The organism is Nocardia sp. NPDC006044, assembly GCF_042871115.1.
Taxonomy (GTDB): Bacteria; Actinomycetota; Actinomycetes; order Mycobacteriales; family Mycobacteriaceae; genus Nocardia.
The window spans coordinates 1373193-1390356 of record NZ_JBIAID010000001.1 but is presented as its reverse complement, the minus strand read 5'-3'; the positions used below and the strand labels follow the sequence as shown (position 1 = coordinate 1390356).

Annotated in this window: 18 protein-coding genes; 12 read left to right on the top strand and 6 right to left on the bottom strand. The window is 66.9% G+C overall.

Features of this window, described 5'->3' with window-relative positions; translation table 11 throughout:
- The first annotated feature begins 92 nt into the window (after positions 1–92).
- Positions 93–1067 (top strand): hypothetical protein, encoded by a 975-nt coding sequence (locus tag ACFYO1_RS06540; RefSeq protein WP_387227814.1) that lies wholly within the window; start codon positions 93–95, stop codon positions 1065–1067.
- Positions 1068–1157: 90 nt separating this feature from the next.
- A complete protein-coding gene (locus tag ACFYO1_RS06535) occupies positions 1158–2543 on the top strand; it encodes a purine-cytosine permease family protein (protein ID WP_387227812.1) in 1386 nt (461 codons plus the stop codon).
- 20 nt (positions 2544–2563) lie between these two features.
- Here the strand turns inward: ACFYO1_RS06535 and ACFYO1_RS06530 are convergent, their stop codons facing one another.
- Positions 2564–4096 (bottom strand): PucR family transcriptional regulator, encoded by a 1533-nt coding sequence (locus tag ACFYO1_RS06530; protein WP_387227811.1) that lies wholly within the window; start codon positions 4094–4096, stop codon positions 2564–2566.
- An 84-nt stretch (positions 4097–4180) separates the two neighbouring features.
- On the opposite strand from ACFYO1_RS06530, the gene ACFYO1_RS06525 reads away from it, so the two are divergent.
- Both ACFYO1_RS06525 and ACFYO1_RS06520 read left to right on the top strand, forming a co-directional pair.
- Positions 4181–4654: a nucleoside deaminase gene (locus ACFYO1_RS06525; RefSeq protein ID WP_387227809.1), complete on the top strand. Its 474-nt coding sequence runs from the start codon at positions 4181–4183 to the stop codon at positions 4652–4654.
- Between the two features lie 100 nt (positions 4655–4754).
- Entirely contained in the window at positions 4755–5714 is a 960-nt protein-coding gene (locus ACFYO1_RS06520) for an isopenicillin N synthase family dioxygenase (protein WP_387227807.1), read from the top strand.
- A 7-nt stretch (positions 5715–5721) separates the two neighbouring features.
- Here the strand turns inward: ACFYO1_RS06520 and ACFYO1_RS06515 are convergent, their stop codons facing one another.
- A complete protein-coding gene (locus ACFYO1_RS06515; protein WP_387227805.1) occupies positions 5722–6627 on the bottom strand; it encodes a LysR family transcriptional regulator in 906 nt (301 codons plus the stop codon).
- Positions 6628–6824: 197 nt separating this feature from the next.
- On the opposite strand from ACFYO1_RS06515, the gene ACFYO1_RS06510 reads away from it, so the two are divergent.
- Positions 6825–7463, top strand: coding sequence for a TetR/AcrR family transcriptional regulator (locus ACFYO1_RS06510; protein WP_387227803.1), 639 nt, complete (start codon positions 6825–6827; stop codon positions 7461–7463).
- 3 nt (positions 7464–7466) lie between these two features.
- Here the strand turns inward: ACFYO1_RS06510 and ACFYO1_RS06505 are convergent, their stop codons facing one another.
- Positions 7467–7931, bottom strand: a complete 465-nt coding sequence (locus ACFYO1_RS06505; RefSeq protein WP_387227801.1) for a thioesterase family protein — start codon at positions 7929–7931, stop codon at positions 7467–7469.
- 490 nt (positions 7932–8421) lie between these two features.
- Between ACFYO1_RS06505 and ACFYO1_RS06500 the strand changes: the two genes are divergently transcribed.
- The 5 genes from ACFYO1_RS06500 (at position 8422) to ACFYO1_RS06480 (ending at position 12753) form a co-directional block, all read left to right on the top strand.
- Entirely contained in the window at positions 8422–9528 is a 1107-nt protein-coding gene (locus tag ACFYO1_RS06500; protein ID WP_387227798.1) for a cytochrome P450, read from the top strand.
- A complete protein-coding gene (locus ACFYO1_RS06495) occupies positions 9515–9739 on the top strand; it encodes a ferredoxin (protein WP_387227795.1) in 225 nt (74 codons plus the stop codon). Before ACFYO1_RS06500 ends, ACFYO1_RS06495 begins: the two co-directional genes overlap by 14 nt.
- A 74-nt stretch (positions 9740–9813) precedes the next feature.
- Positions 9814–11202, top strand: coding sequence for an MFS transporter (locus ACFYO1_RS06490; protein WP_387227793.1), 1389 nt, complete (start codon positions 9814–9816; stop codon positions 11200–11202).
- 25 nt (positions 11203–11227) lie between these two features.
- The gene (locus ACFYO1_RS06485) at positions 11228–12037 is read left to right on the top strand and encodes a mycofactocin-coupled SDR family oxidoreductase (RefSeq protein ID WP_387227791.1); all 810 of its coding nucleotides are present in this window, start codon (positions 11228–11230) and stop codon (positions 12035–12037) included.
- Positions 12037–12753: an SDR family oxidoreductase gene (locus ACFYO1_RS06480; protein ID WP_387227789.1), complete on the top strand. Its 717-nt coding sequence runs from the start codon at positions 12037–12039 to the stop codon at positions 12751–12753. The genes ACFYO1_RS06485 and ACFYO1_RS06480 overlap by 1 nt, the downstream gene beginning before the upstream one ends.
- Positions 12754–12793: 40 nt before the next feature.
- Here ACFYO1_RS06480 and ACFYO1_RS06475 read toward each other — a convergent pair whose 3' ends face one another.
- Both ACFYO1_RS06475 and ACFYO1_RS06470 read right to left on the bottom strand, forming a co-directional pair.
- On the bottom strand, positions 12794–13093 hold the full coding sequence (locus tag ACFYO1_RS06475; protein ID WP_387227788.1) for a hypothetical protein: 300 nt from the start codon (positions 13091–13093) through the stop codon (positions 12794–12796).
- The gene (locus tag ACFYO1_RS06470; RefSeq protein ID WP_387227786.1) at positions 13090–14169 is read right to left on the bottom strand and encodes a DoxX family protein; all 1080 of its coding nucleotides are present in this window, start codon (positions 14167–14169) and stop codon (positions 13090–13092) included. The genes ACFYO1_RS06475 and ACFYO1_RS06470 overlap by 4 nt, the downstream gene beginning before the upstream one ends.
- A gap of 322 nt (positions 14170–14491) precedes the next feature.
- On the opposite strand from ACFYO1_RS06470, the gene ACFYO1_RS06465 reads away from it, so the two are divergent.
- Together ACFYO1_RS06465 and ACFYO1_RS06460 are read left to right on the top strand one after the other, a co-directional pair.
- On the top strand, positions 14492–15622 hold the full coding sequence (locus tag ACFYO1_RS06465; protein WP_387227783.1) for a phosphotransferase family protein: 1131 nt from the start codon (positions 14492–14494) through the stop codon (positions 15620–15622).
- Positions 15623–15630: 8 nt separating this feature from the next.
- Positions 15631–16728: a hypothetical protein gene (locus ACFYO1_RS06460; RefSeq protein WP_387227781.1), complete on the top strand. Its 1098-nt coding sequence runs from the start codon at positions 15631–15633 to the stop codon at positions 16726–16728.
- Between the two features lies 1 nt (position 16729).
- On the opposite strand, the gene ACFYO1_RS06455 is transcribed toward ACFYO1_RS06460, so the two are convergent.
- Entirely contained in the window at positions 16730–17122 is a 393-nt protein-coding gene (locus ACFYO1_RS06455) for a VOC family protein (protein ID WP_387227779.1), read from the bottom strand.
- Between the last annotated feature and the right edge of the window lie 42 nt (positions 17123–17164).

Below are 17164 nucleotides of genomic sequence, written 5' to 3'. Positions count from 1 at the left end.
GAGGCTCGCGCTGGCCTGGAAGCAGTGCTCGACCAGCGGGAAACGGCCGACGCCGGGGTCCGGCGACCATGATCGTTCCTATACTCGGGCGCATGAATCGCTGGAGCCGGACAGTGCGTGTGGTGGTCGCTTCGATAGCTCTGGCGGGCGGGCCGGCCACGGCCGGTGTGGCGCAGGCCGATCCGGCGGCGTATGTGCCCGCGCGGGGGGTCGAATCGACGTATTTTCAGCCGGGTCCGGCGGCGGTGACCGAGCGGCTGGGGTTCGGGTGTTGCGACTCCACCGGGGCGAAGTTCGATGTCTGGTATCCGGCGGATCTCGGCGATACCCGGCATCCGATCGTGGTGTGGGGCGACGGGACCAGTGCGGTGCCGGGCCAATATGCCTATCTGCTGCGGCATTTGGCGTCGTGGGGGTTCGTGGTGATCGGCACCGAGAACCAGAACACCGGATCGGGGGCCGATATTCGGAAGTCGCTGGATTACCTGCTGGCACAGGACGGCGATCCGGCGAGTGTGTTCTACGGGAAGCTGGACAAGGCGGCGGTCGGGGCGATGGGGCATTCGCAAGGCGCGTCGGGTGTGCTGAACGCGTTGCGCGACGCGGGCGGGGCGATCAAAACCGCGGTGCCCCTGGAGCTTCCGGCGCAGCACTTCTGCTCCACGCCGAGCTCCTGCGCCGATACCCGTTCGCTGACAACAGGTTCGGTGTTCCTGGTGAACGGCTCGGCCGACGCCCTCATCTCGCCCTCGCAGCAGTTGCTGCCGTGGCAAGCGGAGGGGTTGCAGTCGAATCAGGCGTATTACGAGGCGACCCCGGCGAACGTGCCGAAGGCGTGGGGCACGCTCAACGGCCCGAATCACAACGACGTGCAAGGGCAGCCGGACTGCGCGGCCGCGTCGGTGCCGTGCACGACCGGGGTGTACGGCTACCTCGGATATCCGACGGCCTGGCTGATGGCGCAGTTGCGCGGTGATGCCGCCGCGTCGGCCGCCTTCCGGCCGGGCGGCGAGTTCAGCACCTCCTCGCCGAATTGGAGCAACCAGGTCAGCGCCGTAGCCGGATAGGCCGGGGTGGGCGAATTGTCCGTCGCACGGTACCCACTGACGTACGGTTCGCCCGTTGCCGACCGGCCCGGCACGGACGAGTGTTCATACATGGCTTTGACCGATGACACGCCGCTGGCGTCCGAATACGCCGACCGCGTCATCGCGGTGGAACCGGGCGGCAACGAACACATTCCCGACGACGCCCGGCACGGCAAGCCGCGTCAGCTGTTCTGGACCTGGATGTCACCGAACCTCGAATTCGCCACCATCTTCATCGGCGTGCTGTCGGTCACCGCGTTCGGCATGAACTTCTGGCAGGCGACGCTCGGTCTCGCGGTCGGCGTGGGGCTCGGCGCCGCGGCGCATTACGTGCTGTCGGCGCGCGGGCCCGCGCACGGTGTGCCGCAGATGGTGCTGGGGCGCTTGGCTTTCGGGTATCGGGGCAACGCGCTGCCCGCCGCGTTCATGTCGATCATGTGCGGGGTGGGCTGGTTCGCCACCAACAGCGTGAGCGGCGCGTTCGCGCTGAGCACGCTGACCGGGATGCCGAAACTCACCGCGCTGATCCTGATCGTGCTGGTGCAGACCGGGTTCGCCGCATTCGGCCACAATCTGGTGCACGCGTTCGAGCGGTTCGTATTCCCGGTGCTCGCGGTCGTGTTCCTGGTGGTCACCGTGGTCATCTTCAGCAAAGCCGATCTCGGTGCCGCCGCCCCGTCCGGTGGTGTCGGCGGGATCGGCGGATTCCTGCTGACCGTCGGCACCGCGTTCGGCTATGCGGGCGGCTGGAATCCCTACGCGGCGGACTACTCTCGCTACCTGCCCAGGACGGTGTCGCGGGTCGCCACCGGCGGCTATGCCGGGGCAGGCCTGTTCGTTTCCTGTCTGTGGTTGTCGGCACTCGGCGCGGCCTCGGCCACCATCGCCGGCTCGGCGCAGGGCAGCCCGACGGACGTGTTCACCGCGAATCTGCCCGGCGTGCTGGCGAATCTGACCCTGCTCGCCATCGCACTCGGCGCGGTCGCGGCCAATGCGTTGAATGTGTATTCGGGCGCAATGGCATTCGTGACGATCGGGCTCGAGCTGCCGGTCCGTACCCAGCGGGCGGTCGTCTCGATCTGCTTCGGCGCCATCGGTTTCCTGGTCGCCTGGTGGGCGCTGCCCGACGCCGCCGCCAGCTACGAGGCGTTCCTGCTGATCGTCGCGTACTGGATCGGCCCCTGGCTGGGTGTGATGTTCGTCGACCAATACCTGCGCCGCGGCCGCAAGATCGATGATCTGCTCTACGCCCGGTCCTACACCAATTGGCCTGGCGTAGCGGCGTTCCTGCTCGGCCTGGCCGTCTCGGTGCTCCTGTTCTCCAACCAGGCCAAGTTCACCGGCTACCTCGTCCGCCAACTCCCCGAACTCGGCGACATCACCTTCTTCGTCGGCTTCGTCCTCGCCGCGGCGGCGTACCTCGGGCTCGGCCGGCGCAAGGCTACGGCCGCTTGACCTTCGAGATCGACAGCGGATCACGGGGTGGCGAGACGATGGGCGCACAGGGCGAGTAGGAGGGTGCCGGTCAGGGTGGGGGCTGCGGGGTCGTAGCCGAGGAGGTCGCGGATGCGGTCCAGGCGCTGATAGAGGGATTGGCGGCCGATGTGCAGGGTGGTGGCGCAGCGGGTGGGGCTGGCGCCGTGCCGGAGGTAGACCTCCAACGTGCGGGTGAGGTTGCTGTGATGGGTTGTGTCCCAAGCGATCAGCGGCGCGATGGTGGTGGCGATGAGGCGAGTTCGTTCGGCGGCGGGCAGGGATTCGACGACCAGTTCGGTGGCCAGTTCCCGGCAGGTGGAGATGGGGGTGCCGGCCAGCCAGTCGCGCCGGTGGCGGGTGGCCAGGCGCAGCGCGGACTGGGCGGCTTCGAGTGAGCCGGTCAGCGCGGCGGAGGTGAAGTCGCAAGGGTCGCCGACGACCAGGGTGACGCCATCGATGCTGTTGGTGGCGAAAGCGTTTCGCAGCATTCGAACCGTTTCACCGACCGGGTCGGCGATGGCCTGGTCCAGCGCGAGCACACCGTAGGTGGTCGCGTGCACCTCGGCCACCAGACCCGGCCTGCCGAGTTCTTTTGCCGCGGTGTCGATCAACCGGGCCGCGATGCGCGCATCGGGTGCGTCGACCGCCACCGGCACCAGCGTTCGCCCGGCCGCCGCGGGCAGGCCGGCGGCCGCGACCCGCACCTTCAGATCGGCTTGGCGAATCGCCTTGCCGTCCAACAGGTCCGCGAGCAGCGTAGTTGCCGCGAGCTGCGGGCGTCCGGTCGGTGCGCCCGAATTCGCCAGCGCCAGGCCGAGGCTCGGCGCGGACTGATCGAGGACAACGGCGAGAGTCGCACTGTCCAAAGCCGAGCCCGGCCCCGCGGTGAGCGTACCCAGGGTGTTGTCCTTGCCCCGGATCGGCGCGGACGCGGCAGCGGATTCGACTGCGGCCCAGGCCGATCGATCATCATCGACGCCGTGCGCGGCGATCAGCGCACCATTGCCGCTCGTCACGATCAACGCGCAACCGGTGATCTGACCGATCCTGGCGAGCAGCTGCGCCAGACCGTTGCCCGCCGCCAGCTCACCGGTCAGATCGCGAGCGAGTTCGTTGAGCAACCGCAGCGAACGCACCTCACGCGACACGATCTCGGTATTCGCCGCGCGACACAGATCGATGAACGGCACCACGCTGCGCAACGCGATCAGCGGCAGGCTGTGCCGCGACGCCTCCGCCACCATGTCCGGCGGGATGGCGTCGAAGGTGCGGCCGAGTTCGAACGCGACGCCGGCCACCCTGCGCCCGGCGATCTCGCGCAGGTAGTGCCGCCGCATCCCCGCGTCCACCCCGGTCAGCCCGAGACCGGTGGTGAGCAGCAGTTCCCCACCGGAGAGCAGCGGGCTGATCTCGTAGATCTCGCTCGAGTGCACCCAGCGCACCGACCGCCGAAGAGCGCCGTGACCGGCCAGGACGAGCGGATCGGCGGCGGCGAACTGATCATCGAGCAACTCGCGCACGGTGGGCAACATACGGTCATCCTGTCATCCGCCGCCCCGGACCGGGTAGACGATCTGTACGTTGCGGCCGGAGCGGTTCCCTTGGAGGCTGGACCCATGACGCAGGCGATATCGGCACGACAACTGCTCGAGGTGGCATACGACGAGGCCCAGCTCGGCCTCGCCGAGGGCGGCATCCCGATCGGCGCCGCGCTGTTCGCCGCCGACGGCACCCTGCTCGGCCGCGGCCACAACCGCCGCGTGCAGTCCGGCGATCCCAGCATCCACGCCGAGACCGACGCCTTCCGCGCCGCGGGCCGCCGCCGCGACTACGGTTCGACGATCATGGTGACCACCCTGTCGCCGTGCTGGTATTGCAGCGGGCTGGTCCGCCAGTTCGGCATCGGCTCGGTCATCGTCGGCGAATCGCAGACCTTCCACGGCGGCCACGACTGGCTGGCCGAGCACGGCGTCGCGGTGACCGTGCTCGAGGACGACCGGTGCGTCGAGATGATGACCAAGTTCATCGCCGAGAACCCCGCGCTCTGGAACGAAGACATCGGTGTCGCGGACGAACTAGAGGCGCGCTGAGCACAGCTGATCGCGAGCACGGCGACCGCACGTGATCGGCCGAAGAACAAGAGCGCGCCGACCCGATCGGGACCGACGCCAGCACAGAGAGTGAGACGCAGTGAACGCGATCGCATCGATCGACCTGTCCCGGTGGCGTAGCGGCGGTCCGGCCGCGGCCGAGGTCGAGCGCGAGGTGGACGAGGGGTTGCGTCGCGCCGGGTTCCTGCTGGTCCACGGGCATGGCGTGCCGGAGGGTCTGGCCGGTTCGGTGCGCGCGGCGGCGCGGCGGTTCTTCGCGCTGCCGGACGCGGTGAAGGAGCGTTACGCCGTCACGGTCGGCGGGCGCGGATGGATCGGACCGGGCAAGGAGGCCAACGGTTATGCCGAGGGCACCGAGACACCGCCCGATCTGAAGGAGACCTTCGCCGTCGGCGCGGACACCGCCACGGGCGATCGGCGCATCGATGACGTGTGGTTCCTGCCCAATGTCTGGCCGGACGAGGTGATCGAGCTGCGCGAATTGCTCACCGCCTACACCGATGCCGTGCACATCCTGTCCGACGAATTGCTCGCGTTGTTCGCGTCGTCGCTTCAGTTGCCCGCCAATCCTTTCCAGGACTTGGCGAGCCGCCCCACCTGGACCTGCAACATCAATCACTACCCACCGATGACCGCGGTCGGCACACCGGAGCCCGGCCAGTTCCGGATCGGCCCGCACACCGATTTCGGCACCGTCACCGTGCTCGACAGGGAGCCCGGCGCGGGCGGACTACAGGTCTACACCGAGGCGGAAGGCTGGGCCGACGCCCCCTACGATCCGGCCGCCCTGACGGTGAATATCGGTGACCTGCTTGCCTATTGGAGCGGCGAACGCTGGCCGTCCGGCCGGCACCGGGTACTACCCCCGCAAGCCGAAGCCCCAGAAGAAGACCTGGTCTCCCTCATCTACTTCTACGAACTCGACCACGACGCCGTAGTCACCCCCCTCGACCCCCCGCTCGCCCGAACCACCGGCCGCCCACCCGTCATCTCAGCCGACTTCCTCCGCACCCGCCTAGACGCCATCACCATCGGCTGACCCAGCGTCATTGCGCCAGCGGATCGTCGGCGGCGACCTGGGCGCATACTTCGTTGAAGGACTGGAGCAGGGCGGTGTCTCGGTCGGCGCGCCATACCAGGCCCCATTGCAGCGGGCCGGCGTCCCGGATCGGCACATAGGCCAGGTCGGGGCGGACGTGGAACAACGCGGTGTGCGCGGAGACGATGACCACCCCCTTGCCCGCCGCCGCGAGCATCATCAGCTCCAGGAAGGTCTCCGAGACCGCGCCTTGGGGGATCCGCCGGCCCGCCGGCGTGTAGGCCGGATTACGGTCCACCCGAACCGATTCCGGCATCGACTCCGGCATCCGGAGCAGTTGCTCGTCGGCGAGTTCCTCGAGCGAGATATCGGGCTGCCCGGCCAACCGGTGAGTCGCCGCGACGGCGAGCAGCCGGGGTTCGGTGATCAGGACCGGACCCACGACGATGTCCGGATCCGTCACCGGGTACGGCATGAACGCCGCGTCCGCGGTGTCGGCGCGCAGCCGCTGCATGACGTCGGCCAGCTGCGCCTCGCGGATGCGCACCTGACAGTGCGGCGACCGGCGGCGGAACTCGTCGGCGGCGGTCGTCAGCAGATGTCCGCCACCGATGCTGATGAACAGAATGTCCAGAGCATGCTCGCCGCCCTGTCCCGCCCGGATGGCTCTGGCCATCGCGGCCTGCGCTTGCGACCAGGCGGGCAGCAGATCCTGGTACAGCTGCGCGCCGATCTCGGACAGTCTCACCTGCCGGCTCGTGCGATGGAACAGCGGAGTTCCGATGCGCCGCTCCAGCTTTCCCACGGTCTGGCTCACCGAGGACGGCGACAGATGTAGCCGCTTCGCCGTTCGCCCGAAATGCAGCTCCTCCGCCAAGGTGAGAAAGATCTCGACTTCCTGCCGTTCGATCACCGGTACCCCCCATCGTTCAGTTCACCTTCATGATCGTGTCCCGATCACGCCTTGATCGCCCCGCCGCGGATATGGGAGGTTCGTTACAACCACCGTTCCGGGTGGGGTGCGCGGGCTCGAATACGTTGCCGCACTTCGTATTGCGAGCACAGGGCCGTGGACGCGCACCGGCAGTCGCGGACCAGCGAAGGGGAAACATGTCCGACGTCTTCGAAGAACTGCACTGCGATCCCCTTGTCGCGATAGATATTTCGGCTCCTGAACGGCGCGCGGAGCTGTTGCGCACCGCCGCGCGGACATTCGCGCAGCGCGGGTTCGCGGCCACCACGATTCGCGATATCGGCGAGGCCGCCGGTACCTTCGCCGACAGCATCTACTACCACTTCGAGTCGAAAGACACGATGGTGGACGAGATTCTGCGCGAATTCCTGGAGGACCTGTTCGGTCGTTACGGCGACATCAAGCTCAGCGGCCTCGATCCGGTGGAAACCCTCCGGCTCATCCTCGCGGCCTCGTTCGAGTCGATCTTCATCCATCACGACGCCGTCGTCATCTATCAGGCCGAATCGGCCCGGCTGATCGCGCGCTCGGCGAGGTTCGCCTATCTCGACGACTACAACCTCGAGTTCCACCGGAACTGGACCGAACTGCTGCGGGCCGGTGTCGCGCTGGGGCAGTTGCGGGCGGACCTCGACGTGGATATGACCTACAAGTATCTGCGGGACGCGGTCTGGTCGGCGGTCCGCTGGTACCGGCCGGGTTGCGGCAGGTCGGCAGAAGAGTTGTCGGACAAGTACTTCGAGATCGTGTTGCACGGGGTAGGCCGGGCCCGGTGATCGTCAATTCCGCGGGAACCTGATCGTGCGCCCCACCCCGTCGGGATGGCCCGCTTCGCGTTGTCCGGCGGCGAACCGGGTGAGGCGGGTGAAGACATCGGCGGGCAACGGGGCGGTCTTTCTCGTGCCGAGGTCGACGTGCAGGTCCAACTGTTCGGATACGGCCACCCGCGTCCGGTCGCCGAGATTGCGCACCTCGTGAAAGAAGTGCAGCCGCTTGGCATCCACTCCCAGCAACCAGGAATCGACGGCCAGCCGTGACCCCTGCCGTACCTCGCGTTCGTAAGTCATGGCGGTCTGCACCACGACCTTTCCGAATCCGGTGGTCCGGACGTAATCGTCGCCGAGCCCGAGGGCGTCGGTGAACGCCGCATGGGCGCGGTAGACCACGATCCCGTAGTACTGGGCGTTCATATGGTCGTTGATGTCGATCCAGTCCGCGTCGACGTCACATTCGAGGGTTCGCAAACCGCCACCTTCCCCACGCTGTCAGCAGTTACCCGCACAGAGTACAACCAAGCGCTTGTTTGGGGCAACCGTAACCACACCCGTAGTCGCCGAAATACGTTCTGGCGGAATCTTTTTGGCGGACATGCGGGTTGGAATCACAGCCTCGGGGCAGAGCCTCCGATGATCTTCAGTGACTTGGATCACAGGCGCAGTCGCAGCCGTTGCGGTCGATATTTAGGTGACGTAATGTTCGAAGAAGGGGCGACAAGATAGCAACATCACTCCGAATCTTATTGTGCCCCTTGCGTTCATCGCATGGTGGTGTTGCCTGACCGCAGCCGCAGGTGGGGGTTTTCGAATCACACACAGCTCTATCGAGCGCTAGCACGCGGGCGGATTCGATATCCATCCAGAGAAGGGGAGAAACGTGCAGCCGACACATTTGTCTACGAAACGGAACAACACACCGCCGACGAAATTCAAGCTGCCGGCCGGGCCGGAATGCTGGTTGGTCACAAGTTACGCGGATGCTCGAAAGGTATTCGCGGATCCCAGTTTCGGCCGGGCCGATCTGTTCTCCGGAGAACTGCCCGATCTCGTTCCCTCGCCGAACATGATCGAGGATCCGGACAACCTGACGAATCTCGACGGCGCCGATCACCGGCGCCTGCGCGGTCTGCTCCAGCGAACGTTCACGCCTTCGGCCATCGCGCTCTGGCGTCCGTGGATCGAATCGGTCGTCGAGAAGTACGTCTCGGGATTGCACGAACTGCCCGACGGATTCGACCTGATCTCGGAATTCACCCACACACTGCCGGTCTCGGTGATCACCAGACTGATGGGACTGCCCACCGAACGCGAAGCGGACATGCTGCGCTGGAGCGAGATCTCGTTGACCACCGAGGGCGTCACGCTCGACGACATCCAGAAGAGCAACGAGGAATTCAAGGATTGGGCCAGGGAACTCATGGCGGCCCGGCGGGCCGAACCCGGTGACGATCTGATCAGCTACCTGGTGCAACGCGACGACGGGACGATCCCGGAGGGACAGCTGACCACCCTCGTCTGTGTGCTGATCATGGCGGGGCACGAGACGACGATGTCGATGCTCGGGAATTTCCTCGTCTATCTGCTCGCCTACGACCGGGAAGCCTGGGCGGCATTGCGCACGGCGGACGACGACAAGATGGAGCGGATCGTCGAAGATCTGTTGCGCATAACTCCGCTCGGCGATCGGAAGCACCGGCCCGGCCCGCTGCGCTATACCAAGTCGGACGTTGTCGTCGGCGGGGTGCAGTTTCGCAAGGGCGATGTGGTCGCCATCGATGTGGTGGCGTCCAACCACGATCCAGAATTCCACTGCCCGGTATCGAAGATCGACACCGAAGCCGATCTTCCGGTGCCCCATCTGACCTTCAGCTCCGGGCCGCACTTGTGCATCGGCGCCTGGTTGGCGCGGTGGGAATTGGGGCTCGCGCTACGCGGGCTCGCGCGCGCTTTCCCCGATCTGACGGTGGCGGACGAAATCGGCGAACTCACCTGGATCATCGGCATGGTGACCCGTAGTCCTCGAAAGCTTCGGGTCAACAAAGGGGTGGCGTATGGAGCAGCGTAATCCCATGGACGAGCGCCGCTTCTATGTCGACCGGAAGTCTTGTATGGGTACCGGACTCTGCTTCGGCGCCTATCCGAACTCATTCGAGCCGGTGGCGCCCAATCAGGCGCGGGTACGTCGTGAATCCGCAGCCTTGTCCGAACTCGAAATAGCCACGAACAATTGTCCGACCGGGGCCATTCGGGAAGCGAATTCCAAGCGGAGCAAGTAGTCGGCAAACGACCTGTACAGCGAGCCGGGGTTCGGCTCGCTGTACGAGGTCGTCTTCACCAGCGAGAAGGTGCGATGCAGACTCGGACATCCACGATCCACCCGGTCGGTGCCGTGACGGCGCTGGCCTTCGGCGTGCTGTCGTACAGCCTGACCCAGACCATGATGGTCCCGGCTATCGGCGTGCTACAGCGGGCGCTGCACACCAGCGCCGCTAGCGCAACCTGGGCGGTGCTAAGCGCCCCGCTGCTGGCGGGCGCGATCGTCACGCCGCTGGCCGCCCGGCTCGGCGACCGCTACGGACGGCGGCGCGTGCTGCTGATCGTGTTGAGCCTCGCGCTGGCCGCGATGCTGGTCGCGCTGGCCGCACCCGGGATCGGCTGGCTGATCGCGGCGCGCGCGGTGCAGGGCATCAGCTTGGCCGTCCTACCGCTCGCCTTCGGAGCGGTGCCGGATATTCTGCCGCCCGAGCGCGTACACACCGGACTCGCGCTGCTGTCCGGCCTGATCGGCGGCACCGCGGGCGTCGGGTTGATCGGCGGTGGGCTTATCGTCGATCATGCCTCGTGGCGTTGGCTATTCGTGGTCGGCGCCGGATTGGCCGGTACCGCGCTGGTCTCGAGCTACCTGTACGTCCCGGAGGGCCTTTCGCACAAGGCGGGCCGGCTGGATCCTGCCGGCGCGCTGTTGCTGACGGCCGCGCTGAGCGGAATCCTGTTGGCGCTCACCATCGGACCGAGCAGCGGGTGGTCGTCCGCCCCGACGCTCGCGCTGGCCGGGGCCGGGGTGGTGTTGCTCATGGTGTTCGTCCGGGTCGAGCGCGTGCTGCGATATCCGTTGCTGGACATGGATCTTGTGCTGCATCGACGCGTCGGCATCGCGCACATCGCGGCATTCGCACTCGGGCTGATGCAGTTCCTGTACTACGTGCTGGTCCCCAAGCTGACCGTATTGTCCGTCGACGCGGGCGGATTCGGCCGGTCGGTGACCGTGGCCGGGCTGGTCATGGTGCCGCACACGCTGGTGATCCTACCGACCGGCGGGGTCGCCGCGCGGATCATCGCTCGGTTCGGGCCGCGTATTCCGCTGGCGGGCGGGCTGCTGGTCACCGCGGCAGGCACGACGCTGCTGGCGCTGTTCCACGCGCAGCCATGGCAACTGGCGGTCTGCGCGATTCCGATCGGCCTCGGCACCGGTCTGGTGATGACAGCGCTGCCCGCCCAATTGCATCGAGTGGTCGAACCGGCACAGGCGGCCACGGCCAATGGCATCAACACCGTGATGCGCACGGTCGGCGGCGCGGTGGGCAGCCAGCTGGGCGCCGCGCTGGTCGCCGGCGGCTTCCGGACCGGCATCCCGGTCGCGTTCTGGGCGGCTACGGCCATCGGAATCGCCGGGGCCGCAGTGGTTTTCACCGCGCTGTCCAATCCCACAACGACACCGCACGAGATGGCGCGCAATTGAGGTTGTGCGCGCGAAAGGAGAGGCGATGACACGGATGACCGACAAGGTGGCGCTGATCACCGGCGCACGCCAGGGCATAGGACGCTCGTGTGCGATACGACTCGCGGAGCAGGGTGCCGACATCGTCGCCGTGGATCAGCCGGGACCGGAATCGGACGACGCACTGGGCTCCCTGGCGAATTCGGTGCGGGAGCTCGGACGCGCGGCAGTCGTCGCGGCCGCCGATATCCGCGACCTCGACGCGGTCACGGGTGCTGTGCGAGCGGGCGTGGACGAACTCGGCCCGCTCGACGTCGTCGTGGCCAATGCCGGGATCTTCGATGCGCCCGGGCCGTCCTGGGAGATTGAGGAGCAGGTGTGGCTCCGTTCGATAGACGTGAACGTGACCGGCACCTGGAACACCGTCAAAGCCGCAGTCGCGCAGCTGAACCCGAGGGGCGGATCGGTGATCATCATGAGTTCCACGGCGACGGTCAAGTCGCACGCGGGGTCGTCGCACTACTCGGCGGCCAAGAACGCGATCACCGGTCTGGCCATGACACTCGCGAATGAGCTGGGAGAACGTTCCATTCGGGTGAACTCGGTGCATCCAGGCTCGGTGGCCACGCCGATGATATTGAATCCCACGACCTTCGCGCGGTTACGGCCCGACGTGGACGATCCGTCGGCCGCGGACGTGGCGCCGGTTCTGGCGGGACGGACACTACTGCCCGTCCCCTGGGTGGACCCGATTGATGTCAGCAACGCGGTGCTGTTCCTGGCGTCCGACGAATCCCGGTACGTCACCGGACTACAACTGGTCGTGGACGCCGGCCTGGCCCAGAAGGTGGCGTGATGACCGGGCGGTTGGACGGCAAGGTCGCCCTGATCACCGGTGCGGCGCATCCGGTAGGACGCGCGCAGGCATTGCGTTTCGCGCAGGAGGGCGCGGATATCGTCGCGATCGACACGTCGTCGTGGGATCTCGCCGAAACGGTCAGCCGGGTCGAGGCGGTCAATCGCCGGATTCGCGCGTTCGAGGCCGACATCGGCGACCAGCAGTCGCTCAGCGCGGCTGTCGCCGCCGGCGTCGATGCGCTGGGCCGGCTCGATATCCTCTGCGCCACTGTCGATGTCGAATCGTCCGGCCCAGCGCTCGACATTGCGGCGCCGCACTGGCAGAGCGGGCTGGACGCGAACCTCACCGGAGTGTGGCGGATCTGCAAGGCGGGCATCGGGCACCTCGTCGGCGGTGGGCGTGGCGGCTCGATCGTGCTGATGGGCTCGATGGCCGGGTTACGTGGCGTAACCGGCGTCGGTGCGGCGACGACCGCCGAACACGGCGTGGTCGGGCTGATGAAGTCGCTGGCGAACGAGTTGGCGCAGCATCATGTGCGAGTGAATACGGTGCACCCGACCCCGCGCCGTTTCGGGAAGGCGATGCACCTGTTGCCGGTGGAAGCCGTAGAGCCGGAAGACATCGCGAACGCGAGCCTGTTCCTCGTCTCGGACGAGGCGCGTTTCATCACCGGGGTCAGCTTGCCCGTGGACGCCGGACACTGCGTGAAGTAGCGGATTGATCCGATGCTCCGATAACGCGCGGCCGTGCGCGTCAGCTGAAGTGCGGGTAGTCCTGGACCCACTTGAACTTGGTGCTGCGCAACGGGAACGAGTTCAGGTCGACCTGGTCGAGTGAGAGCGTGACGTGGTGGCCGTTCAGTTGGCCGTCCAGGCTCAGCCGGTCCGGTGTGGGCCGGGTGTAGGTGAACGTCGCGATCTGTGTCGGCTGTGCCTGGGCAATATGCCCGGGGAGGATGTCACCGGCAGCTCGGGACACCGTCAGGGTGTGGGCCGGGCTGTCGAGCGTGCCTACCGCAGGTACCAGTGTCCCGTCCATTTTCTGATACGTCATCCGTTGATGTCGAAAACCACTCGCTGCCAACGATTCTGGTCGGTGAGCAGCGGCGCGACCGGCTGGCCGTCCTGGGTGAACTCCGATACCTGCCAGATCCCGTACAGCTCAGGCTTTTCCGCGCCGCCACTCTGATCCCAGAACTCCAGGTCTTGCTGCACCTGGCCGATCAATGCCCAGAGGCCGAGCACGACGGGCACACCGGCGGCGATCAGCCGCAGACGCCGCGAACCGAACAGCTCCTGCTGCGTCGCGGGCTCCGACGGACGTTGCAAGACAAGCACATTCGCCAGCCGACGAGCCTGCGGCGCGAGCAGCACCAGCGAGATCAGCATGAGGTGACCGGCCAGAATCTTCACCGGCACATCGAAGGTCATGTTCAGCACGAACACCTGCATCATGCTGACCAGGCTGATCATCGCGCCCAGCGTCGCGGTCCGCGGCAGGAACAGCAGCAGTCCGCCGAGCACCTCCGCGGAACCGAGCAGGATCTCGTAGACCGGCGAACTGCCGACCTGCATCCAGAGCACCGCCGCCGGGGTGAAGTCGCCGTACTGCGTGAGCAGGGTGGCCAGCGGCGGCTCCGGCATCTGCGACGGAATGACCTTGGCCATGCCGTAGAAGAGCATCTGCCCGCCGAGGCACAGTCGCAGGAACAGCATGAACCAGGCGTTCAGCCGCCGGTAGTCCGGGCGTCGGCGATCCAGCACCGTCCACAGTGCTGTCGTCACCGCGGCGACCACCAGGATGCAGAACAGGAACACCCAGATGATCGCCTGGTCGCCGCTGCCCGAGTCCAGATGCAATTCGACTTCGGTGCCGAAGACGTGCCGGCCGACCCACTCCCAGATCGGGCTCAGCGGGTCCAGGAATCCGTTGATCGCCCGCTCGGGCAGCTTCGGACCGAGCGGCCCCGTATAGACGAACATGAACTGCGGAAAGATCAGGCAGAACAGCCCGAAATAGGTGAAGCAGAACCGGAAGGCGATGCGGGTCGGCAAGTTCCACCGCGGACCGGCCGCCAATGCCTCGGTCCCCCGATCCCGATCGACCGGCACCGTTCCGACAGCACTCACAATGAACCCCTCACTCCGAAATCCTCCGCGTGCGGCCAACGGTATTTCGGTGAGGAAGCGCCGACATCCAGGAAATCCCCGGTCTTTCCCTAGGTAATCAGTCGTACGTGGTACCCACACCCACGCCCTCGTGCCAACCCGCGCCGCACCGAGTACTCCCATGTCAAGGCCCGGTTCCAGCCAGTGAGCGAGTTCGGGAACCTCGATCGTTTCGCCCCCGCGGGCCGACTGGAACGCGTTACTGTCGCGTATCGCGGCGGACCGCCGTCGATGCGGGCTGTGCCGAGGCGGGCCCGCGTTTCATGGCGTCAGGAGGACAACGATGGCCGAAGATCCGGATCCCGCCAAGCGGCAGCAGCTGACCGTCAGCGAGCGCGATCTCGACGTGCTCGCCGAGGATCTGGCGCGCTGGCTGGATTCGCGCGTCTCCGCCGATCATCCGCCGAAGGTCTCCGGGCTGTCCCGGCCGCAGTCGGGCGGGATGTCGAGCACCTCCATCCTGTTCGACGCCGAATGGAGCGTGGACGGGCGGCAAGAACGCGGGTCGTTCGTGGCCAGGATGGCGCCGGAGGACGGGTCGTTCCCGGTGTTCGAGACCTACGATCTGGCCACCCAGTACCAGGTGATGGCCGGCGTCGCCGAGACCACCGACGTGCCGGTGCCCGGCCTGTGCTGGCTGGAAACGGACGAGAAGGCGCTCGGCACAACGTTTTTCGTGATGAAGCGGGTGGACGGCCGGGTGCCGACGGACAATCCGCCGTACGTGTTCATCGGCTGGCTCTTCGACGCCACCCCCGAGGAGCGCGCGCGGCTCACCGCGAACACCGTCGAGGTGATCGCGAAGGTGCACGCCATCCCGGATCCGGCGATCCGCTTCCCGGCGCTGCGCGGCCCCGGGCAGTCGCTGCGCAGGCATGTCGAGGCGCAGAAAGCGTGGTACCGCTGGGCACTCGCCGACGACGGCTACGAGATCCCTTTGCTGGAGCGGGCTTTCGCCTGGCTCGAGGACAACTGGCCCGCCGATCCGGGACCCGACGTGCTCAGCTGGGGCGATGCCCGGCCCGGCAACATCATCTTCGACGAGTTCGAACCCGCCGCCGTATTGGACTGGGAGATGGCCGCATTGGGGCCGCGCGAACTGGATGTCGCGTGGGTGATCTTCATCCACCGGTTCTTCCAGGACATCGCCACCCGATTCGACCAGCCGGGCCTGCCCGACTTCCTGCGCCGCGCCGACGTGGTCGCGAAATACGAAGAGCTGACCGGTCATACGGTCCAGAACCTGGATTGGCACATCATCTATGCCGCGCTGCGGCACGGCATCGTGATGGCCAGGGTGAAGCGCCGGATGATCCACTTCGGCGAGGACACCGACACCCCCGACCGGGACGACTATGTCATGCATCGAGCGAGCCTGGAACGGCTGCTCGATGGTACCTACGAGTGGGATTGAGATCCGCTATGCCAGTTCCGTTGGACGAGTACCCGATTCACCAGACCGGTCTGTCGCTGGCCCGGGTGGCCAGCACCGACCGAAACTTCTACGACCGCAGCTACTTCAACGGTCACAACCGCGACGGCGGCACCTTCTTCATCACCGGCTTCGGCGTCTACCCGAACCTCGGGGTGACCGATGCCTACGCGCTGGTCCGGCGCGGCGATGTACAGCGCAGCGTGCGCTTCTCCGACGCGCTCGGCGACCGCAGCCTGGAACAGCAGGTCGGCGGCTACCGCATCGAGGTGGTCGAGCCGCTGCAACGGATCCGGGTGATCTGCGAGCACGACGACCTGTCCTTCGACCTCACCTGGGAGGGCGCCTTCCCGGCCGTACAGGAGCAGCCGCACCTGATCCTGGCCGGCAACCGGCCGATCATCCAGGCGTCGCGATTCGCCCAGCTCGGCTCGTGGGCGGGGACGTTGAGCGTGGACGGCGACGACATCACCGTCGACCCGGCGGTGTGGACCGGCACCAGGGACCGGTCCTGGGGCATCCGGCCGGTCGGCGAGAGCGAGCCGCCCGGACGGGTGGCCAGCGAGCCGGCCGGCGGGTTCTGGTGGATGTATGTGCCGCTGCGGTTCGACGACTTCGCGGTCGTCGTCATCGTGCAGGAGGACCCGGACGGGACCCGCACGCTGAACGACGCCGTGCGGATCTGGCCGGACGGGCGCACCGAACAGCTCGGCTGGCCGCGCATCTCCATCGACTACCGTTCCGGCACAAGGATTCCCGTCGGCGCACGACTGGAGCTGACCACGCCGGACGGCAAGCCGCTGGAGATCGAGGTGACCACGGGTACCAATGTTCCGCTGCACGTGGGTTGCGGTTACGGCGGCGATCCGGACTGGCAGCACGGTCAGTGGAAGGGTCGCGACTGGTCGTTGTCCAGCGTGTACGACCTCACCGACCCGGCCGTCGTCGCCCGCACGCCCTACGGCGTCATCGATCATGTGGCGCGGGCCCGGTGCGGCGACGCCGAGGGCTGGGGGCTGTTCGAACACGCCAGCCTCGGCCGGCACGATCCGACCGGCTTCGCCGACTGGGGTTCGGTCGCGCCGTAGGTCAGAACGCCGGACGGGCCAGTTCGGGGCGCTTGCGGTAGTCGGTCAGGCCGATCACATTGCCCCACGGATCGGTCACCTCGACGCTCCATCCGGTCGCGACTTCGAAGGGCGCGGTGCGTATTTCGACACCGCGCCCCTTGAGTTCGGCCGCCGCGGCCTGTGCGTCGGGCACCTCGAGCCAGACCCGCATCGCGGGCGGCCCGCCCTGCCCCGCGGCCGGATCGACCATCGCCATGATGCCGGGGGTTTCCGCGGCGACGCCGAACAGCGCGATCCTACGCTCCGGCACCGTGAATCGGACCGAAAGACCCAGCCGGTTCGCGTAGAAGTCCACTGCCGCAGTCAGATCCCCCACGGGCACCAGCACGTTGTCGATCCCTCGGATATCCACTCCGTCATCAAACCACTCGATGGTCGCCGGTTCACCTGGTTC